This is a genomic window from Halobacillus sp. Cin3, from assembly GCF_947311855.1.
GTDB lineage: Bacteria > Bacillota > Bacilli > Bacillales > Halobacillaceae > Halobacillus > Halobacillus kuroshimensis.
The window spans coordinates 300,578-325,829 of sequence record NZ_CAMZMV010000001.1; the positions used below are offsets into that span (position 1 = coordinate 300,578).

The window sequence follows — 25,252 nt, forward strand, 5'->3', positions numbered from 1 at the left end:
TATATGGAAACGACCCATCAAAGTGTATTAAGTCTCTATGCAGAAACGAGAACAATTACGGAAAAGCTTGTTCAAACGCTGAAGACGGAAGACTTTGTTGTACAGGCGGCCAAGCATGTGAGTCCGACGAAATGGCACCTGGCGCATACAACCTGGTTTTTCGAGAAATTCATTTTGGAAGTATACATTCCTGATTACCGGCATTATAACGAGGCTTTCTTATTCCTCTTCAATTCCTACTATGAAACCGTCGGAGAATTCCACCCGCAGGAGAGGCGGGGTTTGATTACCCGCCCTACGGTGGAGGAAACGATGGACTACCGCCGTCATGTGGATCAGGAAATGAGCCGCCTGCTTGCTGAACGTGTCGGTGACGCAGATATTGACGGGCTTGTGGAAATTGGTCTGCAGCACGAGCAGCAGCACCAGGAGCTTATCTTAATGGACATCAAATACAACTTTTCCTATAACCCGCTTTATCCGGTATTCAAGGAGCAGGTGGATGCTTCCTATGGCCGTGCTCCTGAGCTTTCGTTCTTTGAATTCAAAGAAGGGATAGCGGATATCGGTCATAACGGGGAGGGGTTTGCTTTTGATCATGAAGGGCCGCGGCACAAAACGTATCTTCATCCGTACCGCATTGCCAACAGGCCGGTAACGAACGGGGAGTTCATTCAGTTTATGGAATCGGGTGGTTATGAACAGCCCGAGCACTGGCTTTCGGACGGCTGGGGAACGGTGAAGGAAAATCAGTGGAAACATCCTCAGTACTGGGTGAACAAAGACGGGGAGTGGCACATGTTCACACTTTCCGGTCTGCAGAAAATCGATCTCGATGCTCCGGTCAGCCATGTGAGCTTTTACGAAGCCGACGCGTATGCGAGGTGGTCCGGCCGCAGGCTTCCGACTGAACAGGAGTGGGAGCATGCCATGGAAAAGCTTGAAGTGGATGGTCACTTTATGGAGCACGAACAGTATCAGCCGCATTCCATTTATAAGGGAGACGGAACGATGGAAAAGGCATACGGCGATGTATGGGAATGGACCCAGAGCCCATACGTTCCCTACCCGGGGAATAAACCACTGGACGGGGCTCTAGGTGAATACAATGCCAAATTCATGGCGAATCAGCTCGTCCTCCGAGGAGGCGCCTGTGTCACGCCGCAGTCCCATATCCGGGCGACGTACCGGAACTTTTTCCATCCGGAGATGCGCTGGCAGTTCAGCGGATTCCGATTGGCGGAGGATGTATGAAGACGCATTTGAATGTAAAGGCGCCATCCAATATACTCAGCGGTCTTTTTGAAGAAAAGAAATGGATTTCCTCTAAATTTCTATACGATGAGCAGGGATCGCAGCTGTTTGAACAGATTACAGATCTGCCGGAGTATTACCAGACACGGACAGAAGCGCGGATTCTTCTGGAAAACCTGAGCACATGGAAATCAGTTTTCCATGAACCATCCGCCTTGATTGAGCTGGGCAGCGGCAGCAGTAAAAAGACGAAAATTCTGCTGGATCATGTGAAGAACATCGAAAGCTATATTCCGATCGATATTTCTGAAGAATTTCTGGCGGATACGGTGGCTCAGCTGCAGACATCCTATCCGGAGATTCACATTCAGGGCGTCAGTGCGGACTATACACAGCCGTTTACACTCCCTGATTTGAAAGGGAAGAAGAAAGTCATATTCTTTCCAGGCTCCACGATCGGAAATTTTGAACCGGGGGAGGCAGAGCGTTTTCTCGGAAATATCCGAAGTCTCCTGGAACCCGGCGATGAGCTGATCCTCGGAGTTGATCGCAAAAAAGATGAAACGGTCATTGAAGCGGCCTATGATGATGCGGCAGGGGTGACCGCCGCGTTTAATAAAAATCTGATCACAAGGATTAATCGTGAGCATGAAGCGTCCATTGATGTGGAGAGTTTTTCCCATGTGGCTCTTTATAATTCAAGTGCCGGAAGGATTGAAATGCATCTGGAAAGCGTCAGGGATCAAGTTCTTTCCGTCGGAGGGCATACCATTGAAGTGAAGAAACAGGAAAGAATCCATACAGAGAACTCCTATAAATACGATCCAGAAGACATCATCCAGCTGGGCAGATCGAGCGGATTTCTGCTTCAGCGTGTCGTATCAGATGAAAGAGAGTATTTCAGTGTCTGTCTGATGGAAGTGGTTTAAGAGGAAGGCCCGGACTCTTTTTAAGGGTCTGGATTTCCTTTTTTAAATAGAGTTAAGGGAGGAAGAGAAGGGTGATTTTAATCAGTTCCTGTCTGGCTGGTATGAAAGTGCGCTATGATGGCACCGACTGCCTCCAGGAGAAAATTCAAAAGTTAATATTGGAAAAGAAAGCGGTTCCCGCCTGCCCGGAACTGCTGGGAGGGTTCATGGTCCCGCGTCCCCCGGCAGAGATTGTCGGCGGTGATGGGGAGGATGTGCTGAAAGGACGGGCCCGTGTAATGGAAAAGACAGGAAACGATGTAACAGAGACGTACATAAGAGGCGCTTATTTGACATTAGAAACAGTAAGAGATCTGCAGATTGATACGGTGGTGTTGAAGGAGGGAAGCCCGTCCTGCGGCAGTACCCTCATCTATGACGGCACGTTCAGCGGCAGGCAGGTTGCCGGAAAAGGGGTCACAGCGGCCCTGCTTGAACGGAACGGCATTCAAGTGATGAGTGAGATCGATTTTATCCATACGTTGGTGTAAAGAGCCCCCTCTTAGGGGGCTCTCCTCATGTAGAAAAAGTATTTCTCCAATAGTGAGTCTGCGATTGTCACGTTCCGCTTATCGGTGGATCTTCGGCTCGTGGTTTCCCGCAGGCGTAACCACCGAATCCTCCACTTGAACTCCCCTGATCCAATTTAGCTCGTCCACGGGAAGGGAAAGGTCGCAGCTTCTGAAGGCACTGGAATAACAACAAGTCCTTCTAAAAGCTGAGAGCCCTTCTCATGGAACACTTTTTACTGGATGAATCCCGCTATAGAAGTAAACAGACAGAAAACAGAGACGGCATAGTATAATGAGGCGCGTCTTTTGGTTGTTTCTCTCTGTTCTTCAACACCAAGAATAACCATGAGTACGGCTAAACCTGCGAGAGTGAAAGACAAAAGGTCTCCTGATGTACCTGACCATAATCCGTAGCCGGATATAAAGACGATTATGACGGACAGGAAGATTCGAATCTTTTTTAACATATGTATCCGCTCCTTATAAGTGGATGGTTCTCTTTCCTTACTGCCTTCCTTTAAAGGACATAAAAAAACAAGGCAAGGCTGACAGCACTCAGGCCCAAGTTCAAGAAGGCATGCTTTTTCTGACGGATTAAATAATACCTCCAGCCGTCCAGCCCACTTTTCACGGCCCAGAACAGGATAAGAAGGGTGGCTGCGGTGTCGTTATTGGCAGAGCTGTCATCCAGCAGGTACCATCCAGCTGTGATCAAAAGCGCAGCGGGAAGGATGTTCCACGCAGAAAGGACCTTCAGTTGCGTCATTGATTTCCTCCTCTCCGATCCATATTTTACCTGAGATAAGCTTAAAAAAACACCCGTCCTGAAAAGGGCGGGTGTTTTTAGAATGGATAAAATGACCTGCCTTCCGTGCAGATAGCCATTATCAGTGGATAACTGACTTGGAAAGGAAACCCTTTGATCCAGTGGATCTTCGGGTTGTGTTTTCCACGCAGGCGTCACCACCCAATGTTCTTCGTAAGCGAAACAGATTCCGCAGAAAAAGAAGGGCTTCCAGAGAAAACGATCTTTGATTTGCTCTAGAAAGTGTTGCCGCTGTGTCTGGAAGACATTCATGTTACACAGATCGGATGATGCCGCCTTCGACTTTCTGCATTGCTCCATTAATGGCAGAAGCTTTCGGAGAAGCGAGGTAGACAACGACACTTGCCACTTCTTCCACCGTACCAAAGCGCTGGATCAGAGAGGTCGGCTCATTGTTTTTGAAGTAATCCTTCGTAAAGGATTCCAACTCTTCGCCTGCGTTCTCTGCTGCTCCCTTCATGAACCCGGCTACTCCCTCGGTCCATGTCGGTCCAGGAAGGACGGCGTTAACGGTTACGTTGGTGCCTTTTGTACGCTCCGCCAGGCCGCGGGTCAAGGAGTTAATCGCACCTTTTGTTGTGGAATAAGGAATCATTTCCGCCAGCGGTTTCACGCCGGCTTCACTGGAAATGTTCAGGATCCGGCCGGTATCCCGTTCAAGCATTTTGGGAAGGAAATGACGCGACAAACGTACGGCACTCATGATGTTGGTTTCAAAGTAATTCATCCAATCCTCATCGGTTACATCTTCGACATCTTTCACTTCAAACATGGCTGTATTATTCACAAGTACATCCAGGTCACCGATGGCCTCGACTTTTTGGATCAGCGCATCTGCGCCTTCTTTCGTCGACACATCAGCAGCAAATCCTTGAATGTCTCCGTGAGGATTTAATTCGTTTACAATACGATCGAGCTTTTCCTGAGTACGTCCATTAATGACGACGCGTGCACCTTCCTCAAGGAAAGTTTTCGCAATTTCTTTTCCGATTCCTTGTGTAGATCCGGTCACAAGGACAAGTTTATTTCTAAGTTGTAAATCCATGGTTGGAACACCTCTTTATCTTTTATTGCAAAGAGTATCGTACGGCTTTTGAGAAAGATACACAATGAATATGCTCACCAACCTTTTCTCCGGGAAGGAGAGGAGTTTGGTGTGTCGTGTCGAATTTGGTAAGGATTGGATGAAAAAGGAGGTTTGTATATGTCGTATTCTTATATCATAAACGTAGAAGCGGCCATTATGAAAAACGGTCAGTTTCTGCTCATTCAGCGGTCACCGGAAGAGGAGCATGCCGGCGGTCTCTATTCGCTGCCTGGAGGGAAAATGGAGTTCAGTCCGGATTCCCTTGATGTGCTGGAAGATAACGTCCGCCGTGAAATCAAAGAGGAAATCGGCCTCATTTTGGATGGGGACCTTACCTATGTACACAGCAATACTTTTTTAATCGGGGATATCCAGGTTCTGAATGTCGTATTTTTAACTGCCGATTTCAAAGGAGAGCCTTATATAAAGAGCCCGGAAGAAGTGGCGGACATGGTCTGGGTAGAGCCCGATCTGAACGAGAGTCCCGTCCCGATTCCTCCCTGGACAGCCAACAGTATCCAGAAAGCAGTGGAACGGCAGTCGAAAATCTATTTTTGACAAAAAATTCTAACGTGTTACGATGAAAGAGAATTGAATAGCGAGCGATCCACTAGGGGTGCCTTCTCAAAGGCTGAGATTAAAGTAATGCTTTAAGACTCTTGGAACCTGATCTGGTTTATACCAGCGTAGGGAAGTGGCCGATACCTATACATGTCTATGAAAATAAATGTATATCAGCCACTTTTCCTATGCCGGGGAAAGTGGCTTTTTTAGTGGGAAAAATCAGTGGCGGATCGTTCAACAAAGGAGAGAGTGGACATGAAATTTTCAGAAGAAATTAGAAAAGCCGTAGATGAGATTTGGGAGGGAAGCTTTCAGCATCCTTTTGTAACGGGGATTGGAGAGGGAACGCTTCCTCTCGAAAAGTTCCGCTATTATGTGCTTCAGGATTCCTATTACCTGTCCCATTTTGCCCGTGTCCAGTCATTGGGAGCTGCAAAGTCTGAAGATATGGCTGTCATGGCCAATATGGCGTCTCATGCTCAGAGTACGTACGAAGCAGAGCTTGGGCTTCATGAGAATTTTTCGAAGCAGCTGGGCATTACGCAGGAAGAGCGGGAGCAGTTCAAACCGTCACCAACGGCCTATGCTTATGCGTCCCATATGTACAGAGGAGCGTATAACGGGGACTTAGGGGATGTGATTGCGACGATTCTTCCGTGCTACTGGCTGTATTATGAAGTCGGCGAACATTTGAAAGAGTCGTCGCCGGAAGAACCGGTCTACCAGGAATGGATCGCGGCTTACGGCGGGGATTGGTTCCGGACGCTTGTAGAGGAGCAGATCGAGCGTCTTGATGAACTGGCTGAAAAGAAGACAGATGCCGGCAGAGCCAGGATGAAGGAATTGTTTATCATCAGCAGTCAGTATGAATATATGTTCTGGGAAATGGCTTACCGTATGGAGGAATGGCCGTTTGATATAAAACAGTCGATCGCAGCCGGACGTGAATGAAACTGCATGTCATATCCACAGGGCGGCAGTCCCGGGAGGAACTGTGCACGAGGGTGGCTGCGATTGAACCAATGATCGATTTCTTCCACCTTCGAGAAAAGCAGTGGTCCGCAAGTGAAATAGCGGGAACTATAGATACTTTGACGGAGCTCGGGTTTCCGACCGAAAAGCTCGTGATCAATGACCGGGTGGATGTAGCAGCAGCAAAAGCGGTGCCACACGTGCAGCTGGCTGGTCACAGTTTATCGGTTCAAGACGTGAAGCGAGCGTTTCCATCTTTACACGTCAGCTGTTCCGTCCATTCGGCAGAAGAAGCGGTGGCCGCAGAGGCTGAGGGAGCGGATGCTGTTCTATTCGGCCATGTCTTTGAGACGAATTCCAAACCCGGGATGCCGGGGAGGGGGCTTGGTGCACTGAAGACCGTCACCGGGGCCGTGTCCCTGCCTGTCATTGCTATTGGGGGATTAACACCGGAAAATGCTTCCAGTCTTAGGCATTACGGAGCGTCGGGAGCGGCCGTGCTGTCGGGGGTTCTTCTGGCAGAAAACGCTGAAGAAGCGGTGCGCCGTTATCGATATCAATTGGAAAGGAGATGAAGGGATGCTTTATGACGCAATCGTTGTAGGTGGAGGAGTCATTGGCAGTTCTGTGGCCTATCAGCTTGCCAGGCGGCAGAAAAAAGTGCTCGTCATCGACCGGGGGAAAACCGGACAGAAGGCATCAAGCGCCGCAGCGGGCATGCTCGGTGCTCAGTCCGAATGGAAAGGGGACGATCCGCTTTTTCAGATGGCGAGAACGAGCCGGGCGATGTTTCCTTCTCTTGCAGCTGAATTGAAAGAGCTCAGTGGAGTGGATATCGGGCTCCAGCAGAAAGGGTTATATAAAATTGCTCTTACAAATGAGGAAAAGGAAGCGTGGAAGCAGCTGGGGAAATCGCAGAAAGCGGTCGGTGAAACGGCTCGGTGGATCGATCGTGATGAAATGCGTGAAACAGAGCCGTCTCTTTCAGACAGGATTTCAGGAGCTTTATACCTGCCGGAAGACGGTCAGGTGGACGCACCAAAGCTGACGAAAGCGTTTGCCGCTTCGGCCGCAGCACTCGGCGCGGATTTCCTGGAACACACGGACGTCACCGGCTTGGTGGAAGAAAACGGTCGGATCATTGGAGTCAGAACCATCGGAGGCACGTATACAGGGAATGCGGTCATCGCAGCGGCCGGGGCATGGAGTGCTTCACTGCTGAATGCTGAACGCACCATTGTGGAAACGTACCCGGTCAAAGGGGAGTGCTTTTCTGTCCGGACGAAACGCCCGCTCATCACAGGGACCCTTTTCACAAAAGACTGCTACATCGTTCCGAAGGCCGGAAACCGCCTCGTTATCGGTGCCACTGAACATGTGGGTTCCTTCGACGAGTCTGTTACCTTAGAGGGCCTTTTTCAATTGATGGAAAAAGCCCGCCGCCTCATTCCTTCACTTACGGAATCCGAAATGGAAGATACGTGGGCCGGAATCCGGCCGCAGACGAAAAGCGGCATTCCTTATGTCGGCCCTCATCCTGAAAAAGAGGGGTTATGGATGGCGACAGGCCATTATCGGAACGGCATCCTGCTTTCAGCGGTGACAGGAAAGCTGATGGCTGATCAAATCGAGGGGAAGTCGGTGGATCCTGACTGGGTGACGAGTGGACAAAGCTTCATCACGATAGAAGGAGGTTTATCATGAATGTGAAATTAAATGGCGAGTGGCATGAGATTCCTGACCATCTGGATGATGTCCGTACGCTCCTGAGTCACTTTCAATTGGATAACCGGGTGGTCATGGTGGAACTGAACGACACCATATTAGAAAAAAGCGAGCATGGCCATTCACAACTGCATGAAGGTGACCAAATTGAACTGGTCCAATTCGTAGGAGGGGGATAATAATGCTTAAGATTGGAAATTTTACGTTTAACTCACGACTGCTTTTGGGGACAGGGAAATATCCTGATTTTGAAACGCAGAAAAAGGCTGTAGACGTATCGGAAACCGATATCCTCACCTTTACCGTCCGGAGAATGAACATTTTTGAACCGCAGCAGCCGGACCTGCTTCAACAGCTGGACGTCGGCCGTTATACACTCCTGCCTAACACGGCAGGGGCGGAAAATGCAGAAGAGGCAGTGCGGCATGCAAAATTAGCCAAAGCTTCCGGACTTTGCGATATGATTAAGGTAGAAGTGATCGGCTGTAAAAAAACGCTTCTGCCTGATCCTGTCGAAACGTTGAAGGCGACGGAAATGCTGTTGGAGGAAGGCTTTACGGTTCTTCCTTATACGTCCGATGACGTCGTCCTTGCGAAAAGACTGGAAGAAATGGGAGCCCACGCAATAATGCCCGGGGCGTCCCCGATCGGGTCAGGGCAGGGGATTCTCAACCCGCATCAGCTGGATTTAATGATTGAACAGGCAGAAGTGCCGGTCATCGTGGATGCGGGCATCGGTTCACCAGCCGATGCAGCAGCGGCGATGGAGCTTGGCGCTGATGGTGTGCTGTTGAATACTGCTGTATCTGCCGCCGATGATCCTGTGAAAATGGCGGAAGCGATGAAGCTTGCCATACAGGCAGGACGGCTAGGATTTGAAGCAGGGAGGATCCCGAAAAAGCGTTATGCTGCGGCCAGCAGTCCAATGGAGGGAATGAGCCGAACATGAACGACCGATATTCAAGACAGACTTTGTTCCAGCCCATCGGGGAAAAGGGGCAGGAGAAAATCAGCAGCAAACATGTGCTGATCATCGGGGCAGGTGCCCTCGGAACCGGTGCCGCTGAAAATCTTGTGCGCGCCGGGGTGGGAAAACTGACGATCATTGACCGCGATTATGTGGAATGGAGCAACCTTCAGCGTCAGCAGCTGTATACAGAAAAGGACGCTGAAACCCGACTTCCGAAAGCGGTAGCTGCCCGGCAGAGGCTGGAGCAGGTAAACAGTGAGGTCATCATTGATGCAAAAGTCATCGATGCGACACCGCTTGAACTGGAGCCACTTCTGGATGGTGTTGATGTCATCATTGATGCCACTGATAATTTTGATATCCGGATGATCATCAATGATCTATCTCAAAAGCATCAGATCCCCTGGGTTTACGGGGCCTGCGTCGGAAGCTACGGCATCAGCTATACCATTCTGCCGGGAGATACGCCGTGCCTGCACTGCTTGATGGAGCAGGTGCCGCTTGGAGGATTGACGTGTGACACCGCAGGCATTATCAGTCCAGCGGTCCAGATGGTGACCGCTCATCAGACAGCAGAAGCTATGAAGCTGTTAGTTGAAGATTGGGGCGCTGTCAGGAAGAAACTCGTTTCTTTTGATCTATGGACGAATCAGCATTCAGCCATCGGCGTCTCCAGCGTGAAAAAGGATGACTGTCCGTCATGCGGCCGAGAGGCATCCTATCCATTCTTATCCTATGATCAGCAGATGAAGACAGCAGTCCTCTGCGGGCGTGACTCTGTGCAGATCCGCCCGGCATCGAAGCAGGAATGGAACCTGACCGTTCTCGCAGAGACGCTTGCCGGTCAGGACGGCAGGGTGGAGAAGAACCCTTACCTGCTATCGTTTACGACAGGGGATAAACGGATGGTGTTCTTTAAGGACGGACGTGCCCTCATTCACGGAACCCAGGATGTAGCTGAAGCCAAAACACTCTATCATCGGTATACAGGATGAAAAAAGCTCAGAGACAGGGTCTCTGAGCTTTTTTCCATTTGTAGAGAGCACGTGTTCTTTTCTAATGCCTCTTGAAGCTCTGGCAAACCGCTTTAAGCTGATAAGTGTTTGGTGGTGACGCCTGCGGGAACAGCGCGGACCGAAGATCCACTTGGTCAGGTGGTTTTCCTGCCCAAGTTAGCTGAGGCCGTGCCCGCGGCAAGTATCCACCAAAAAGCGGAATGTGACCACTCTGCATAATATAGGGAGCAGTTCTTCCAATAGGTAAGTACATCGTTACCCCAGCGCGACATCGAGCGTCATCATGATGGCGAAACCGAGCATGAGACTGATCGAAGCAAGGTTCACGTTCCCTTTTTCATGAGAACCCGGGATGATTTCCTTAGCCACAACAAAAATCATCGCTCCGGCAGCGAAGCTTAAGGCATAAGGGAGGATCGGTTCGATGAAAATGACAGCAACGGCACCAACGACAGCGGAGATCGGTTCGACCATGCCGGAAAACTGACCGAACATAAAGCTTTTCTTTTTGCCCATCCCATCACGATGGAGAGGCATGGATACGGCGGTTCCTTCCGGGAAGTTCTGAATCCCGATTCCGAGCGCCAGGGCGACCGCACCAGCGAGTGTGGATTCTGTCCCGCTGGAAGCAAGTGCGCCAAAGGCCACACCGACAGCAAGACCTTCCGGAATGTTGTGCAGCGTCATGGAAAAGACGAGCAGAGCCGTCCGGTTTTTGGCTTTGTTGTCCTTGATATCCCCTAAGTATTTATCAGTGTCCATCTGGGGCAGAAGACGGTCGATCCAGAGGAGCATCACCCCTCCAAGAAGGAACCCGACAACGGCCGGTACCCAGTTCGGTACGGGTCCTTCTGCGGACATCTCAATAGCCGGTGCCAGCAGAGACCAGTAACTAGCCGCAATCATGACACCACCCGCAAAAGCCATCATGCTATCAAGAAATTTCTGATTGGCACCTTTGACGAAAAATACAAGAGAGGCGCCTAAGGCCGTCATGCCCCATGTGAATAATGTACCAATAAATGCCTGCATTACAGGATTCATTTCCTTGAATAGGTCAATCATGATTCATCACCTTTCTTAAAGTTGCCTTTGTGCAAAATTTGTTTATGCGGTCATTTTACATGCGCTTAGCAAAAACGTCAAAAGGACAGCCTGCGGTTCTTTAACCGAACTTTATCCTCAGGAAACCTTCATAATTTTTTGTTAATTTACCGTTAACGCTTTCAAAGATTGGAAGAATAAAGTAAACTTAAATTAAAAGATGGAGCTGGGGGAAATGGCGTGGAGTATAAACCGATTCGTAGAAAGAAAATTTATGAACAGGTTGCGGATTCGTTATTGGAATCTTTAAAGGAAGGTCGGTTGAAGCCGGGGGATAAGCTGGACAGTGTGGAAGCTTTGGCCAAAAGCTTTGATGTCGGCCGATCAGCGATCAGGGAAGCACTTAGTGCGCTGCGGGCCATGGGCATTCTTGAAATGCACCAGGGAGAAGGCACGTATGTCAAAACATTCGATCCTGCCCGGTTCACTGTTCCAACCTCTGTTGCTTTTCTAATGAAGCCGGAGGATATGAGAGAACTGCTGGAAGTCCGGCAGATCCTTGAGGTTGGTGCGTCAGGAGCGGCGGCTTTATCGCGGACAGAAGAAGACCTTCAGGCCATGGAAGCGGCCCTTTTTGAGATGGAAAGAGCGAAGGGAAATGGTGACATCGGCGAACAGGCGGATCTGGCATTTCATATGGCGCTTGTAAAAGCAGCTCACAATCAAATGCTGTTCCACCTCATGCAGAGCGTGTCGGAAGTCATGATGCAGGGCATGCGGGAGACAAGGAAGCTCCTTCACACCGAAGAAGGTACACGTCAGCTGCTGAACCAGCATCAACGGATTTTTGCTGCCATAAAGGAAGAAAAACACGAGGAAGCACAGGCATTTATGGTGGAACATTTGAATCACGTCAGAGAATCGCTCAGTGGAATCATTTCATAATGAAATGTTTCTATCCAAGTCATCAGATGACCTTATGATTAAAAGGGAGGATGAATCATGAACGTATCGTTATTTATTACTTGTTTGTGTGATACCTTCACGCCTGATGTAGGGAAAGACACGGTCCAGTTGTTGGAGCGCTGCGGGTGTGAAGTAGATTTTCCAGCCGGTCAGACCTGCTGCGGACAGCCCGCCTATAACAGCGGGTACACAACCCAGTCCAAACAAGCCGTCAAGCAGATGATTACCGCTTTTGAAGCATCCGAGTATGTCGTGGGTCCATCAGGTTCCTGTGTGCAGATGGTGAAAGAGTATCCACATATTTTGAGGGACGAACCGGAATGGCGGAAACGCGCAGAACATTTAGCCGGAAGAACCTACGAGCTGACGCAGTTTATCGTAGACGTTTTAGGCATCGAAGACGTTCACTCTACTTTTCAAGGTACAGCTACCTACCACCCCTCCTGTCATATGACGAGGCTGCTGGGAGTAAAAGATGCGCCGCGCCGCCTTTTGGAAAATGTCCAGGGGCTCACCTTGATCAACCTGCCTCAAGGGGAGGACTGCTGCGGGTTCGGCGGGACCTTTGCTGTGAAAAATGCGGCCATATCTGCGCAGATGGTGGAGGAAAAATCGTGCCACGTCACGGAGACAAAAGCGGAATACTTAATCGGCGGCGATATGGGCTGCCTCATGAATATCGGAGGACGCTTATCAAGGAACGAGGAAGACGTGAAAGTGCTGCACATCGCTCAAGTTCTGAACAGCCAATAACGGGGAGGGCGGACAAATGAGTATAAAGATTGGAACGAAAACGTATGCGGACCGTATTCAGGAAGGGATCGACAACACGTTTATGCGCCATGCCGTCAGCTCAGCACAGGGCCGTTTCCGGACAGGGCGGTTAAAAGCGGCGGAAGAGCTCGGAGACTGGGAGGACTGGCGCACGCTTGGAGAGGAGATCCGCAGGCATACAATGGAAAACCTCGACTACTACCTGTATCAGTTGAGTGAGCAGGTGGAGAAGCGGGGCGGAACGGTATTTTTTGCTGAGACAGCCGAGGAAGCCAACACGTATGTACAGAAGGTCGCTGAAGAAAAACAGGCCCGGAAAGTCGTCAAATCGAAGTCAATGGTAACCGAGGAAATCGGCTTGAATGAAGCGCTTGAGAAAAGTGGGTGTGAAGTTGTGGAATCGGATCTTGGCGAATGGATCCTGCAGCTCGATGAAGATCCCCCGTCCCATATCGTTACGCCTGCCCTTCACAAAAATAAGAGCCAGATCAGAGAGACGTTCGTTACGAAAAAAGGCTATACGAAAACCGATGACCCGGAGGAACTGGCCGCTTTTGCCCGCGAGCAGCTCCGGCAGGATTTTCTGGAAGCGGATATCGGTGTAACCGGTTGTAATTTTGCGGTAGCCGAATCGGGTACCGTGACGCTCGTTACGAATGAAGGAAACGCCCGTATGGTCAGTACACTCCCGGACACACAGATTGCTGTGATGGGGATGGAAAGGATCGTACCGACATGGGAGGAGCTGGAGGTGCTTGTCAGCCTGCTGACCCGCGCGGCGGTGGGGCAGAAGCTGACAAGCTACATTACGTCGCTTACAGGCACCCGTCTGGAAAATGAAGTGGACGGCCCGGAAGATTTTCATCTGGTCATCGTCGATAACGGCCGTTCGAAGATTTTAGGAACGGAATTCCAGTCCGCCCTCCACTGTATCCGGTGCGCGGCATGTATCAACGTCTGTCCGGTCTACCGCCATGTCGGCGGACATTCGTACAATTCCATTTACCCGGGACCGATCGGGGCTGTCCTTACGCCGCTGCTTGATGGGTATGAAGACCATAAAGAGCTGCCTTACGCTTCCAGTCTCTGTGCGGCCTGCACGGAAGCCTGTCCGGTGAAAATCCCGCTTCATGAACATTTGATCCGCCACAGGGAAATCATCGTGGAAAAGGAACAGAAAACGACCAAAGCGGAGCGGCTCGCTATGAACGGTTTTGCACAATGGGCATCGACGCCTGCTGCTTATAAACTCAGTACGAAAATGGCCGGAACGGTATTAAAACCGTGGACGAAGGACGGGTCGATCAAGAATGGGCCCGGTCCGATGAAGGCGTGGACGGCAGCACGGGATTTCCCGGCACCAGCGAAAAAGAGCTTCCGAACGTGGTTTGATGAACGGGAGAAAAGGAGGGAGAAAGATGACCGTCTATAATCGGGAACGCTTCCTGGATCAACTCGCCGGACAACTGGGAAGGGACCGGAGAACAAGCGCCGAACGACCAGCATACTCCGTACAGCCTCAGGAGCGGGTCTTTCAAGGAGCAGACCAGGACCAGCTGCTGGAAAAACTAAAGGAGCAGTGTAAGATTATTCATACGAATTGTCTCGTAACGACGGCTGATGAGCTTGGAGAAACCTTGAGGCATGTATGGGATGAGGATCATATTCAAAACATCGTCAGCGCCGGCGGTCCCCGTCTGGAAGCGTACGGTCTTTCTGATGTCTATGGAACAATGAGACAGGATGGTTACCATGTTCATGTGTGGGATGAGCAGGAAGGACGGAAGAACGTAACCACCGCAGAAAAGGCTGGGGCCGGCATCGTGTTCAGCGATGTGACCCTTGCTGAATCAGGGACCGTTACCCTTTTTAACGACCGTTGGAACGGAAGGTCAATCAGCCTGCTGCCGGAAACCTTTGTAGCGGTTATCCCTAAAAGCACGCTCGTCCCAAGGATGACGCAGGCAGTAAGAATCATTCATGAGCAGGAGAAAAAAGGGGTGCCTGTGTCCTCATGCGTGAGCTTTATTACAGGTCCGAGCAACAGCGCAGATATTGAAATGAACCTGATTGTCGGAGTGCACGGTCCCGTGAAGGCGACCTACATCGTCGTCGATGATATGTAAGTGTTGAACAAAAAAAGGCCGTGCACGGAACATGCACGGCCTTTTTCAATCAATCGTGAGTTTTTGCCCGGTAATAGGCGAAGGCACAAACCACGTATAAGACAGGACCAATGGTAAAGAACAGCAGTCCTGAAGTTAAGTAATGGTGATGATTGTAATAATCCCAATTAAAGAAGAAATGAAGCAGTCCGGACGCCAGGGCAACGATGGCGATGATGTAATGGAACCATTCATCCTTTTTCAATTTGTCTTTCATAGCGGCTTCCTCCTGTCAATCACGTTGTCCTGCTGGTTGTCTTGGCAGGGGCTGTTCCTATCTTACCATATCCACTTGACAGGTGATAGAAAACAGAACACTTTACATAAGAATAGACAATGAGTCTGGGGGAATCTTGTATTTTTATTAGAGTTCTGGCCGCCTTTTTAGCTGCCATCAGTTTAAGTATCATTTGGAACATAATAAGCACAGGATATGACTATTCGGTCATGGTTTTTGGCTTTACATTCCCGCTCTTTCTAATCGGAGGAACGCTGGCTGACAAGATCATAACATCTGTTCAAAAAAGCTTTCCGATACGCCCACCGCTTCGTCTTTATATTTGGATCCTGGGGGGAGGTGCTGCCGGATGCATGCTGGATGTTTTCTTTGTGAAATCGGAGGAAGTTCTCCTGCTATCAGGATGGGGGGCGGGCAGTGCTCTGCTTTATGCAGTCGTGCTTAAGATGATTAGGTTTCTCAGCTTACTCATGAACGAAAAGGAGGGCAACTATGAAGACAGCCGGGCGTACACTGAAAAGGACCTCCGGAGGTCTGGCGCTGCCCTTGTTTTTATATATCCGTAAGTACATGGGGAGAGGGTGCTCTTTTCCTGCCTTGGTTTTTTCCTTGTCGGCGGCGTCATCTGCGGTTTGTTCGGCTTTTTTGATCTCCGCCCAGCTATTCATAGAAGGTAATCGTCCATGAAGCGGTTTCTGCTGTTAAGCGGGAACTGTTTTCTTTTTGACGATTCTTATTGAAAATGATTCTCAATTTCACTATAATGTGTGTAACAGATCAAAAAAGGGAGCGGATACATATGCACGACGTGACGATTATTGGCGGAGGACCGGCCGGGCTTTTCTCAGCTTTTTACAGCGGTTTACGAAATATGAAAACGAAAATCATAGAAAGCCATCCGTTTCTCGGCGGAAAGGTGCATGTATACCCTGAGAAAATCGTCTGGGATGTCGGGGGTCTTCCGGCTGTCACCGGACAGCAGTTGATCGATCACCTCGTAAAGCAGGGAACGACGTTTGATCCGGATATCGTGCTGGGAGAAAAGGTAACGTCCATCGAGAAGGTCGACGGTACATTTAAACTCACCACCCATAATGGACAAGTGCACTGGTCGCAATCTGTGATTGTCGCTGTCGGCGGCGGCATCATCGAACCGAAGAAACTGGATGTCAAGGGAGCGGAGAAGTTTGAAGTCAGCAACCTTCATTATACCGTGCCGTCCTTTCAGCGCTTTGCAGGCAAGCGTGTAGTCATTTCGGGCGGAAGTCATTCAGCCATCGACTGGGCGAATGAATTGGCTCCCATTGCGGAACGTGTCCATCTCGTCTACCGCCGGGAAGAACTGAAAGGTCATGAAGCGAGTATTGACCTCCTCATCGAGCAGGGCGTGGAGTTGAATGAGCAGTCCGCCATCGAGGCGTTGACTGCCAATGAAGCAGGAACGGAGATCAGTCAGGTTACGCTCACCCATCCGGAACATGGGGTAAGAATACTGGATGTCGATGAAGTCATCATCAGCCATGGCTTCAACCGCGATGCATCCCTTCTTGACCAAAGTCCGATCCCGCTTGAGCGGGTGGATGACTTCTTCATAAAAGGTTCTGCCCAGAGTGCATCCTCAGTCCCGGGCTTATTTGCAGCCGGTGACATTCTTCATCACGAAGGAAAGCTTCACTTGATTGCCGGTGCATTCCAGGATGCAGCCAATGCGGTGAACCTTGCCAAGCAGTACATCGATCCAGAGGCCAGTGCCCGTGCGATGGTCTCCTCACACAATGAGCGTATGGATGAATACAATAAAAAATGGAAGGAAGAACAGCTGGTTTCTTCCTGATTGGAAAGCCTCTGCGTAAAGCAGGGGTTTTTTCTTTTACGAACAGGAAAATCCTTCGTCGACATGGAAGGAAGAAAAGGGAGTGCTATTTTACATCGTTGAAACAAGACAGGAGGAGTAACAAATGAAAACAGTTCGATGGGGCATCATAGGATGCGGCAATGTAACAGAAGTTAAAAGCGGTCCGGCTTTTCAACGGATTGACAACAGCTCGCTCACGGCCGTTATGAGAAGAGACGGGGAAAAGGCCGAAGACTACGCCCGTCGTCACGGTGTTCCGAAATGGTATGACAAAGCAGAAGCACTGATTCATGACCATGAAGTGGATGCTGTCTACATAGCCACACCGCCTTCATCTCATAAGGAATATACGCTCATGGCAGCAGAAGCGGGTAAGCCTGTTTATGTGGAGAAACCGATGGCAGACCGTACCGAGGCTTGTGCCGAGATGGTGGAGATTTGCGAAAAGCACGGCGTGCCTCTGTTTGTTGCCTATTACCGCCGATCGCTTCCGAGGTTTTTAAAGGTAAAAAAGCTGCTCGACCATGGAGCTATCGGCGATGTCCGGTTTGTATCCATACAACAGACGCAGCGTTTAACGGAAAAAGACGAGCAAGGGAACTGGCCTTGGCGCGTCATGCCGGAAACGAGCGGCGCCGGCTTGATTTATGATGTGGGTGCCCATACCCTTGACCTTTTTGATTTTCTCCTAGGTCCGCTGAAGGACGTGAAAGGCACGGCCTGCAACCTCGCTGACGTGTACCCGGCAGAAGATACGGTCAGCGGGACGTGGCGGTTTGAATCTGGAGCGGTAGGCACAGGCGTGTGGAATTTCTCCTCGTACAAACATGAAGATAACAACCGGATCGTCGGCTCAAAAGGAGAAATCCAGTTTTCCACATTTGATGATAAGCCGGTGAAGCTGATTACAGAAAAGGGAGAAGAAGAGTTTACTATTGAACATCCCAAGCATATCCAGCAGCCGCATATCGAGTCGATTGTTCATGAGCTTACGGGCAAAGGGACGTGTCCGAGTACAGGGGGGGCGGCTCTTCGGACCAACCGTGTTATGGATCAATTGTTAAAAGACTATTATTGATATTGAATGTTTGTACTTCATATCTCGAGGTTGAGTCTTCAAGAAAAGGGCAGGAGACTCAACCTCGAGATGATAGGTGGAATGGGATGATTTTTGAAACTCTATAGTAAGCCGCTCGTAATATATAAATAGAGGTGGTGTGAAATATGTCTCAAGAGGTTCTATTTCTTTTAGTTATCTTATCTATGGCTGTGTGGATTATGGTGTCTAAAGAGGCTGTAAAACCTTCAAATAAAATAAACCGGTGGAAAATGATAACATTATTGTCTGCTGGTTGTTTATCTAGTTTATTTATAACGTTCACTCTTTTCCAAAGCTTGTTGTAGTATCAATAAATGGATTGGAGTAATTGATTCGCACACACACCTCGAAATCAAGTCTTCTATAAGTGGAGGCTGAATGTTAAGAGGTAATGTTCATGCGGTGCTTTCTTTTATAATATACTTGAAAAAAAAGAAAGGAACATTCTGGTGGAAAAAATTATTGAGCAAAATAAAGACGAAATAATGATAAAGTATATTGTAGTTAGTGTTTTTTCATTGCTGACTGTAAGGAAGTTCGAGAAAGTAGAGAAATTAAGAAAAGATTTAAAAGAACAGAAAGAACTAAGCCATGATTCTAATAGAATATAAGGGATAACATAATATGGAAGAGATCATTTTCCAAAAATAAAGACGTCCTAAAAAGGACGTCTTTGCGTATTGCGGCGAGTGACAGCACTCCACATTAGTGCCTTGCCATAAAGGCGCGTCAATCTCGTCTTATGCAATTCAGCTCATCGCTAAATAAGTATAACATAATGCAGCTTTTATATCTAATAGAAATTTTCCTTAATAAAAACACGTCTTCATTAATTTAAGGTTACTCTTACATACCTTGACCCTAAGATATAGTGTATGGAGGCGGTTTTCACTAAAAGTAACTGCCTTTTCTATCATTACTGATAGAAGAAGAGTTGAGAAAGACGCGGTTTCGAGGTATTGCATTAGCTGAGAGATGAATGGGGATTTTTTCAGATAGGAAGTTGTACGTAAATCATCGAGTATATGCAGCATCAAAAAAGGTTCCACGCTATATCGTGGAACCTTTTGATTTTATTTGGCGTTCGTGAATCCGCCGTCGATGCGGACCACTTCACCATTGATATACTGTGCTTTCGAAGTCAGCAGGAAGTTGACAAGCTCGGCCACTTCTTCTGGTGTTCCGAGCCGCTTTTGCGGGATGCCTGCTTCTGCACTTTTCTTCATTTCCGGATTCGCCTCAAAGTAGGAAGCAACCATTGGTGTTTCGGTCGGACCTGGGGCTACGGCGTTGATCCGCAGGCCGTCTTTGGCATATTCGGCCGCCATACTCTTCGTAATTCCTACAAGGGCGTGTTTCGTAGCCGAATACGTTACAACCGTTGTCTGTCCGATGACTCCGGCACTGGAAGCGGTGTTTACGATAGCCCCTCCGCCGTTTTTAATCATTACATCGGCAACATAGCGGATGCCGTACATGCTTCCCATTAGGTTAATATTGATAATCTTTTCAATCTCTTCGATATCTGTATCTAAGTAATACTTGCCGCTCCCGGAGATGCCGGCGTTGTTGAAGAAGTAATCGATGGTACCGAACTTCTCGACAGTTTCATCGACATATTTTTTAACTTCCTCCGCTTTGGAAACGTCTGCCTGTACAAAAAACGCGTCAGGACCGATTTCTTTCACCAGTTTGACGGTTTCTTCTCCGGCTTCCTCGTTGACATCAACGACGGAGATGTTGACACCTTCCTCTGCCAGTCTCAGTGCAGCGGAACGGCCTAGACCACTGCCGCCTCCTGTAACAATTGCAACTTTACTCATCATGATAACCTCCTATGTCAATAGTAGAAATGATGTGTTTCCGGTGTTTCATTTTTTATTATAGAAGTCCTTGATGAGAAAAGAGAAGCAAACTGCTCAGAGTGATGTGTGGTTAAATCTTCCTATAGAAATATATGGGTGATTGTTCCTTCATATGTCTCTTTTATTTTGTAATAAACTCCTTTATTGGTAAACTATGTTATTATTTTTATAAGAATAAAAAAATGACATTATTCACTATCGATTGGTATAAGAGAGAGGGGGGGTGCTGTGATACTGCATTCAATCATAGAAGGCGAGGGAGATCCCTCCGTTTTTCTTCACGCAGGGCTTCAGACCGGTGAGCAGGATTTTGTGGAACAGCGGCAATCACTGAAATCTATCATGTGTGTCATTGCTCTGGATTTAAGAGGCCATGGAAAATCAAAAAGTGATGATCTGGGTCATTATTTTGAAGCATGCGCGGAAGATATCAAGGATACGCTGAATCATTTGAACCTGAAGCGCGTCCACCTCATCGGTGCCTCTATGTGAGCCTTGACTGCGGTAGTCTTTGCAAAACAGTATCCGCAGTATGTGGCTACGCTAACGGTGTCCGGGATCATGGCGGAAAAGCCGGTTCATTGGCTGGAAATCCATGAAAAAGAAGCGGCTTTTCAAAGGCAGCTGCGAGAAAATAAAGATGTGGAAAAACATTTCACAGATTTGCACGGACCCGGATGGGAGAAGCTGTTGGACCTTGCACAGGATGAGAATTGGTATCCATTTTCTTACACAAAAGACTTGGACGGGGGAAGTTTTCCTGTTCTTTGTATCGCCGGTGAAGAAAATGAGCATGAAACAGCCGGTGTTTTGAAATATAAAAGAAATCATAAGCATGTTCACGGAGCGGTCGTTCCATTTGCCTCCCATTTGGTTCATCAGCAGAAGCCGGAGGACTTTAATCGTTTCCTTCATCAGTTTTTAGAAAGCTATCCATTATAAAGATCCCAAGAGGTGGATGGTTTAGGTTTATAAATGTTCAATCCATTGGAAAGGAAGTCCTTTATGGGTTTAGTGCTTATTTTTATTATTATTGTAACGGCCATATCCATTGAGTTGCAGCTGCGGAAATTGAATAATACCAACGAACAGATTTTGAAACACCTTCAAGAAGGGAATAGAGAAGGAAAAGAACTTACGTAGTCAGGCTTACAGGTCAAACCTATTCACAAAAAGGATGATGAATCATGAGAAGGCTGCAGGCAGCAGCGCTTGTAGGACTAATCATCTGTCTCGTGCTTTATCTGACGGGGTATAAGAACACCTTGATATACGAAATGGCTTTCTTCATTACTATCGGGCTGACCCTTTGGTGGACGGTGGTTAAATGGAAGTGGAGACGCAGGGAAGTAGAAAGAAACCGGACTTGATGGGTAATCAAGTCCGGTTTTTTCATGCTGCTTGGTCAGCGTTCTTTTCTTTTTTATCAACGACGGCGGATCCGACGATATCACCAAGCACGTTGGAGGCTGTGCCGGCCATGCCGATCAGTACATCCACGCCGGCGATGAGGGCGACAATTTCAAGCGGCAGGTTGAACATCGTCAATACTGCAGACAGGGTGACGAGCCCAGCCGCCGGGATGCCTGCTGTTCCGATGGAAAGCAGCGTGCCGACAGCGACGATGGTAATAAAATCGACCGCAGAGAGATCGAGCCCAGTAATGTTAGCGGCAAAGACGATGGAAACACCCATGCGCAGTGCGCCTCCATCAGAATTGAAAACCGCTCCGATCGGGAGGGAGAAGTGGGCGGTTCGTTCGGATATGCCTGCTTTTTTAGCCGCTTCAACAGCCACCGGCAGGGATGCAATACTGCTGGAAGTGAAAAAGGCGGTCACGTAGGCATCTTTTGTCCGGCTGAAAAATTGTCTGATGTTCACTTTGGCATACATCAGAAAGCCGGTATAGACGAAAATCCAGAGAAGTGCGACGCCTAAATAAAAGACACCTGTAAAGGCGAACAGGGACTGGAAGGTTTCCCATCCTTGTGTGGCAAATGTGGAAGCTCCAATAGCGAAAATCCCGATGGGTGCATAAAGCAGGATTCCTTTTAACAGAAGGAAAAACATTTCATTAGCGGCACGGAAAAAGCGGTATAGAAGGTCGCCGTATTCCTTATGCTCCTCTGTTCCACGGAAACGCATGATGGATAACGTCAAACCGATGATGACAGCGAGAAAAAGGATGCCCATCAGTTCACCTGAGGAGAACGCCTGGAACAAGTTGTTCGGGACGATATTCAGCAATACATCAGAGAATCCCGGTGTCTCCGGCTTCTCAACATCAGCAGCAGGGAGGGTGAGACCTGTGCCCGGGTTGATCCAAAGCGCAAGTCCGACCCCGATCAAAACAGCGGCTGCTGTCGTTATGCCGTAATAGCCGAGCAGCTTACCACCAAGCCGGCCGAGGTGTTTCGGACTGATTTCATTGATAGCCAGGACGACGGTCAGGAAAATGACGGGTACAGCGATCAGATTGAGCAGATTGATTAGAATGGTTCCCAGCGGCTGGACGATTTCCATCTCCGGTCCGACCACAATACCTGCTGTAATACCAAGGACGAATCCAATGGTCATTTTTAATAGAAAAGAAGAATGTTTGTATAACTGCCAGATTTTTTTCATAGGTTACCCCTTTCTTTCTTGTACAAAAGTACATTATAACAGCAACTCATCCAATCAGGTAATCATTCATCCTTGAAAGACTGAAACCCATATATTATCTAAGACGTACAAGAAATGGAAAGGGGAGTTTTCATGATTGCTGATATGTATAAAAGAAGAGAGCGGACCGGGTACAGTTTTTTAATCCTGGTGCTACTTATGACGGCTGGTTGGTTTATTTTTAGGAGACCTTCAGGAACAAAAGAGTGGATGGAAACGGGATTCTTTCTCTTTCCGATCCTCCTCCTGATTTTCATTTCGCTTTCAAGCCGGAGGAAATACAACAAAGTCAAAAATATGGAGATAGAAGATTCCACTCGTTCTTTAAAGGAGCTGGATCATCTTGTTATCCAGCCGGATGCAGGTCTGTACCCGAGGCTTCTCGCTTTTGAGAAAAAACGGAGCGTATGTAGGAATGTTGAAAGTGGATGACCTGCCATGGTGGAGCCGGCCGCTTGTGGCCTTCCGATCCTCTTTCCTGTCTTTTATCCCCTGTACCTTTCGTTTTTACTCCAATGAAGGAATACCGTTGTTTTCCCTGCATAGGAAAGGGGTTAAGGAAACAGTGGTGGAGATTGATAATGAGGGCGAGGAAAAGGTGGGTTCTTACATACAAAAGGAATTCAAAAGCCTAATACATATGAAGGGGAAGATAAAGAATTCACTGGGGGAGGAGGTCTTACGCGTGCAGGCTTCCGGGTTATCCGGGGATTTCACACTCAAGGATGAGACCGGTCACACATGGGCCCATTTTTATAACGGACGCTTTCATGTCGAATATACCCGTATATTCCGTGATATAGACAATGATATTGTAGAGTTATCGGATACGCTGACAAAGGAAAACAAGACACTGCTGCTTGGAACGATCGGCTTTTTATTCATCGAGCGCAGTTTACGGAAATGAAAACGCTTTTGTCCTGTGAATTAAGAAAATAGAAGGAGATTCTTTGATTTCTGCCTCCTGCGAATGACCCCGCTGTTCTTTATAACACATCGGGGTTTTTCGTTCCTTAGTCCTGCGGATAGAGGGAAAAAGAAAAGGGTAAGATATTTTAGTTTCTTTTAAATTTTGCAAATATTCATTGGAACTTATATACTATACAACATCCATTTTAGGAAATCTTTACGTTTCATAGGCAGGAAAAAGAAACTATGAATACATATTCAGGAGGATTGTATCGTATATGAGTGTACCAGCAGAGAAGACAGAGATGCAGCATGAGAAAAAACGTCGGTGGGAGATGCCGGATACGTACGTCATTTTATTTGCAGTTCTCCTTGCTGCAGCCATTGCTACCTATTTCGTCCCCGCCGGAACGTTTGAGCGGGAAACGGTCGATGGGGTGGAACGTGTTGTCCCTGGTACCTTTAGTGGCGCTGACGGATCACCCGCCGGATTTATGGACATTTTCATGGCGCTTCAGGAAGGAATGATCCAGTCCGCCGGGATGATCTTTTTAGTCCTGTTTGCGGGTGGAGCCTTTGAAGTTGTTGAACGTTCAGGCGCGGTCAAGGGAGGAATTCTGAGAGCGGTCCATTTGACCCGGGGGAAAGAGTTCTGGCTCATCGCAGTTGTCTCCACATTATTTGCCATCGGTGGAGCGGTCGGTGTGATTGCGAACGCGGTCATACCATTTGTAGCGATCGGAGTCATTATTGCCAGGGCGTTGAAGCTCGATGCGATTGTGGCGGTATCGATTACGTTCGGAGCGACGTTTGCCGGGTTTAACGTAGGTTTCCTGAACCCTTACACCGTAGGAATTGCTCAGTCGATTGCTGACATCCCTTTGTTTTCAGGGATGGCGCTGAGAATGACTGCGTTCGTCGTAATCGTCGGGGTGACCATTGCTTATACGTGGAGATATGCGAAAAAGTTGTTACAGGATCCGTCGAAAAGCCTGATGGGTGTCTTGGATGAAGGGGAGGAAAAAGGGGGGTTAAAAGCACCGTTCACCACCCGCCATAAATGGCTGCTCGGTTTTGTCGGGGCCTGCCTTGCCTTTTTCATTTACGCTACAATCCAGTTTTCCTGGACGATCAATCATATGTCCGCCTTCTTTATCGTCATCGGTCTTGGAGCGGGCATCATCGCTGGTATGAACTACAATAAACTGGCACTGACGTTTCTCGATGGGTGTCAGAAGCTGGTGTACGGCGCTCTGATCATCGGTGTCGCCCGGGCCGTCCTCATTGTGATGGAGAACGCGAAGATCCTTGATACAGCCGTACACGCCCTGTCGGTTCCACTGCAGGAACTCACCCCCGTCACAGCTGCGCTCGGCATGTTTGCGGCGAACGGAGTCCTGAACTTTCTTGTCCCATCCGGAAGCGGTCAGGCGATGATTTCCATGCCGATTCTATCCCCGCTTGCGGATATGGTCGGGATTACCCGCCAGGTCGCCGTTCAAGCGTATCAATTCGGAGACGGTTTTACGAACAGTATCTTCCCAACATCCGGTCCGCTGATGGCGAGTCTGGCCGTTGCGGGAGTCCCGTGGATCAAGTGGGCGAAATGGATGCTTCCTCTGATGCTGGTCTGGGTCGTCATTGCTGTCGTGATGCTCTCCATCGGGGTTGTCATCAACTGGGGACCTGTATGATCACGGGATTTTGAAAAGGAATTTCTCTTCTTCATGTCGAATAAATAAAAGAGCAGGACGACCTTGTCCTGCTCTTTTAGAAACT

At 48.6% G+C, this 25,252-nt stretch carries 29 protein-coding genes and 1 riboswitch; of the genes, 22 read left to right on the forward strand and 7 right to left on the reverse strand.

Annotation, left to right across the window (positions count from 1 at the left end):
- Positions 1–3 precede the first annotated feature (3 nt).
- The 3 genes from egtB to QMA39_RS01710 all read left to right on the forward strand — a co-directional run bounded on the left by egtB (position 4) and on the right by QMA39_RS01710 (position 2,713).
- Positions 4–1,254 carry an ergothioneine biosynthesis protein EgtB gene (gene egtB / locus QMA39_RS01700; protein WP_281657822.1) on the forward strand — a complete coding sequence of 417 codons (1,251 nt, stop codon included), beginning with the start codon at positions 4–6 and terminating at the stop codon, positions 1,252–1,254.
- Positions 1,251–2,183, forward strand: coding sequence for an L-histidine N(alpha)-methyltransferase (gene egtD, locus QMA39_RS01705; protein ID WP_281657823.1), 933 nt, complete (start codon positions 1,251–1,253; stop codon positions 2,181–2,183). The genes egtB and egtD overlap by 4 nt, the downstream gene beginning before the upstream one ends.
- A gap of 71 nt (positions 2,184–2,254) precedes the next feature.
- Positions 2,255–2,713 (forward strand): DUF523 domain-containing protein, encoded by a 459-nt coding sequence (locus tag QMA39_RS01710; RefSeq protein WP_281657824.1) that lies wholly within the window; start codon positions 2,255–2,257, stop codon positions 2,711–2,713.
- A gap of 254 nt (positions 2,714–2,967) precedes the next feature.
- On the opposite strand, the gene QMA39_RS01715 is transcribed toward QMA39_RS01710, so the two are convergent.
- From QMA39_RS01715 to QMA39_RS01725, 3 genes are all read right to left on the reverse strand, one after another.
- A complete protein-coding gene (locus QMA39_RS01715) occupies positions 2,968–3,201 on the reverse strand; it encodes a hypothetical protein (protein ID WP_281657825.1) in 234 nt (77 codons plus the stop codon).
- Between the two features lie 50 nt (positions 3,202–3,251).
- Entirely contained in the window at positions 3,252–3,500 is a 249-nt protein-coding gene (locus tag QMA39_RS01720; protein WP_027953882.1) for a hypothetical protein, read from the reverse strand.
- A 313-nt stretch (positions 3,501–3,813) separates the two neighbouring features.
- The gene (locus QMA39_RS01725; protein ID WP_281657826.1) at positions 3,814–4,605 is read right to left on the reverse strand and encodes an SDR family oxidoreductase; all 792 of its coding nucleotides are present in this window, start codon (positions 4,603–4,605) and stop codon (positions 3,814–3,816) included.
- A 159-nt stretch (positions 4,606–4,764) separates the two neighbouring features.
- On the opposite strand from QMA39_RS01725, the gene QMA39_RS01730 reads away from it, so the two are divergent.
- The 7 genes from QMA39_RS01730 (at position 4,765) to QMA39_RS01760 (ending at position 9,873) form a co-directional block, all read left to right on the forward strand.
- Positions 4,765–5,205, forward strand: coding sequence for an NUDIX domain-containing protein (locus tag QMA39_RS01730; protein ID WP_281657827.1), 441 nt, complete (start codon positions 4,765–4,767; stop codon positions 5,203–5,205).
- Between the two features lie 44 nt (positions 5,206–5,249).
- Positions 5,250–5,357: riboswitch (TPP riboswitch) on the forward strand.
- Between the two features lie 109 nt (positions 5,358–5,466).
- Positions 5,467–6,162: a thiaminase II gene (tenA, locus tag QMA39_RS01735; RefSeq protein ID WP_281657828.1), complete on the forward strand. Its 696-nt coding sequence runs from the start codon at positions 5,467–5,469 to the stop codon at positions 6,160–6,162.
- A complete protein-coding gene (gene tenI, locus QMA39_RS01740; protein WP_281657829.1) occupies positions 6,159–6,758 on the forward strand; it encodes a thiazole tautomerase TenI in 600 nt (199 codons plus the stop codon). The genes tenA and tenI overlap by 4 nt, the downstream gene beginning before the upstream one ends.
- Before the next feature lie 4 nt (positions 6,759–6,762).
- Complete coding sequence (gene thiO / locus QMA39_RS01745) at positions 6,763–7,887, forward strand: glycine oxidase ThiO (protein WP_281657830.1); 1,125 nt, start codon at positions 6,763–6,765, stop codon at positions 7,885–7,887.
- Entirely contained in the window at positions 7,884–8,087 is a 204-nt protein-coding gene (gene thiS, locus QMA39_RS01750) for a sulfur carrier protein ThiS (RefSeq protein WP_281657831.1), read from the forward strand. The genes thiO and thiS overlap by 4 nt, the downstream gene beginning before the upstream one ends.
- A gap of 2 nt (positions 8,088–8,089) precedes the next feature.
- Positions 8,090–8,857: a thiazole synthase gene (locus QMA39_RS01755; RefSeq protein ID WP_281657832.1), complete on the forward strand. Its 768-nt coding sequence runs from the start codon at positions 8,090–8,092 to the stop codon at positions 8,855–8,857.
- Positions 8,854–9,873: a thiazole biosynthesis adenylyltransferase ThiF gene (locus QMA39_RS01760; protein ID WP_281657833.1), complete on the forward strand. Its 1,020-nt coding sequence runs from the start codon at positions 8,854–8,856 to the stop codon at positions 9,871–9,873. The genes QMA39_RS01755 and QMA39_RS01760 overlap by 4 nt, the downstream gene beginning before the upstream one ends.
- 276 nt (positions 9,874–10,149) lie before the next feature.
- Here QMA39_RS01760 and QMA39_RS01765 read toward each other — a convergent pair whose 3' ends face one another.
- Entirely contained in the window at positions 10,150–10,959 is an 810-nt protein-coding gene (locus tag QMA39_RS01765) for a ZIP family metal transporter (protein WP_281657834.1), read from the reverse strand.
- A gap of 219 nt (positions 10,960–11,178) precedes the next feature.
- Here QMA39_RS01765 and QMA39_RS01770 point away from each other — a divergent pair, with 219 nt between their 5' ends.
- The 4 genes from QMA39_RS01770 to QMA39_RS01785 are packed head-to-tail and all read left to right on the forward strand — an operon-like array spanning position 11,179 to position 14,804.
- Positions 11,179–11,883 carry a FadR/GntR family transcriptional regulator gene (locus QMA39_RS01770; protein ID WP_281657835.1) on the forward strand — a complete coding sequence of 235 codons (705 nt, stop codon included), beginning with the start codon at positions 11,179–11,181 and terminating at the stop codon, positions 11,881–11,883.
- A 57-nt stretch (positions 11,884–11,940) separates the two neighbouring features.
- A complete protein-coding gene (locus QMA39_RS01775) occupies positions 11,941–12,657 on the forward strand; it encodes a (Fe-S)-binding protein (protein WP_281657836.1) in 717 nt (238 codons plus the stop codon).
- Positions 12,658–12,673: 16 nt separating this feature from the next.
- On the forward strand, positions 12,674–14,110 hold the full coding sequence (locus QMA39_RS01780) for a LutB/LldF family L-lactate oxidation iron-sulfur protein (protein ID WP_206932272.1): 1,437 nt from the start codon (positions 12,674–12,676) through the stop codon (positions 14,108–14,110).
- Positions 14,097–14,804, forward strand: coding sequence for a lactate utilization protein C (locus tag QMA39_RS01785; RefSeq protein WP_281657837.1), 708 nt, complete (start codon positions 14,097–14,099; stop codon positions 14,802–14,804). Before QMA39_RS01780 ends, QMA39_RS01785 begins: the two co-directional genes overlap by 14 nt.
- 49 nt (positions 14,805–14,853) lie before the next feature.
- On the opposite strand, the gene QMA39_RS01790 is transcribed toward QMA39_RS01785, so the two are convergent.
- On the reverse strand, positions 14,854–15,060 hold the full coding sequence (locus QMA39_RS01790) for a hypothetical protein (protein ID WP_281657838.1): 207 nt from the start codon (positions 15,058–15,060) through the stop codon (positions 14,854–14,856).
- An 820-nt stretch (positions 15,061–15,880) separates the two neighbouring features.
- Here QMA39_RS01790 and QMA39_RS01795 point away from each other — a divergent pair.
- Both QMA39_RS01795 and QMA39_RS01800 read left to right on the forward strand, forming a co-directional pair.
- Positions 15,881–16,915, forward strand: coding sequence for an NAD(P)/FAD-dependent oxidoreductase (locus tag QMA39_RS01795; protein ID WP_281657839.1), 1,035 nt, complete (start codon positions 15,881–15,883; stop codon positions 16,913–16,915).
- Between the two features lie 124 nt (positions 16,916–17,039).
- Positions 17,040–18,014: a Gfo/Idh/MocA family oxidoreductase gene (locus QMA39_RS01800; protein WP_281657840.1), complete on the forward strand. Its 975-nt coding sequence runs from the start codon at positions 17,040–17,042 to the stop codon at positions 18,012–18,014.
- A gap of 1,094 nt (positions 18,015–19,108) precedes the next feature.
- Here QMA39_RS01800 and QMA39_RS01805 read toward each other — a convergent pair.
- The gene (locus tag QMA39_RS01805) at positions 19,109–19,858 is read right to left on the reverse strand and encodes a glucose 1-dehydrogenase (protein WP_281657841.1); all 750 of its coding nucleotides are present in this window, start codon (positions 19,856–19,858) and stop codon (positions 19,109–19,111) included.
- A 270-nt stretch (positions 19,859–20,128) separates the two neighbouring features.
- On the opposite strand from QMA39_RS01805, the gene QMA39_RS01810 reads away from it, so the two are divergent.
- The 4 genes from QMA39_RS01810 (at position 20,129) to QMA39_RS01825 (ending at position 21,270) form a co-directional block, all read left to right on the forward strand.
- Positions 20,129–20,392, forward strand: a complete 264-nt coding sequence (locus QMA39_RS01810; RefSeq protein WP_281657842.1) for an alpha/beta fold hydrolase — start codon at positions 20,129–20,131, stop codon at positions 20,390–20,392.
- 69 nt (positions 20,393–20,461) lie between these two features.
- Positions 20,462–20,842 (forward strand): alpha/beta hydrolase, encoded by a 381-nt coding sequence (locus QMA39_RS01815; protein ID WP_281657843.1) that lies wholly within the window; start codon positions 20,462–20,464, stop codon positions 20,840–20,842.
- Between the two features lie 63 nt (positions 20,843–20,905).
- Positions 20,906–21,043: a hypothetical protein gene (locus tag QMA39_RS01820; protein ID WP_206932279.1), complete on the forward strand. Its 138-nt coding sequence runs from the start codon at positions 20,906–20,908 to the stop codon at positions 21,041–21,043.
- A 44-nt stretch (positions 21,044–21,087) separates the two neighbouring features.
- Positions 21,088–21,270, forward strand: coding sequence for a hypothetical protein (locus tag QMA39_RS01825; protein WP_027953909.1), 183 nt, complete (start codon positions 21,088–21,090; stop codon positions 21,268–21,270).
- 22 nt (positions 21,271–21,292) lie between these two features.
- Here the strand turns inward: QMA39_RS01825 and QMA39_RS01830 are convergent, their stop codons facing one another.
- The gene (locus QMA39_RS01830) at positions 21,293–22,525 is read right to left on the reverse strand and encodes a dicarboxylate/amino acid:cation symporter (RefSeq protein ID WP_281657844.1); all 1,233 of its coding nucleotides are present in this window, start codon (positions 22,523–22,525) and stop codon (positions 21,293–21,295) included.
- Positions 22,526–23,249: 724 nt separating this feature from the next.
- Here QMA39_RS01830 and QMA39_RS01835 point away from each other — a divergent pair.
- Together QMA39_RS01835 and QMA39_RS01840 are read left to right on the forward strand one after the other, a co-directional pair.
- A complete protein-coding gene (locus QMA39_RS01835) occupies positions 23,250–23,471 on the forward strand; it encodes a hypothetical protein (protein ID WP_281657845.1) in 222 nt (73 codons plus the stop codon).
- A gap of 280 nt (positions 23,472–23,751) precedes the next feature.
- Positions 23,752–25,167: a YfcC family protein gene (locus tag QMA39_RS01840; RefSeq protein WP_281657846.1), complete on the forward strand. Its 1,416-nt coding sequence runs from the start codon at positions 23,752–23,754 to the stop codon at positions 25,165–25,167.
- The last annotated feature ends 85 nt before the right edge of the window (positions 25,168–25,252 follow it).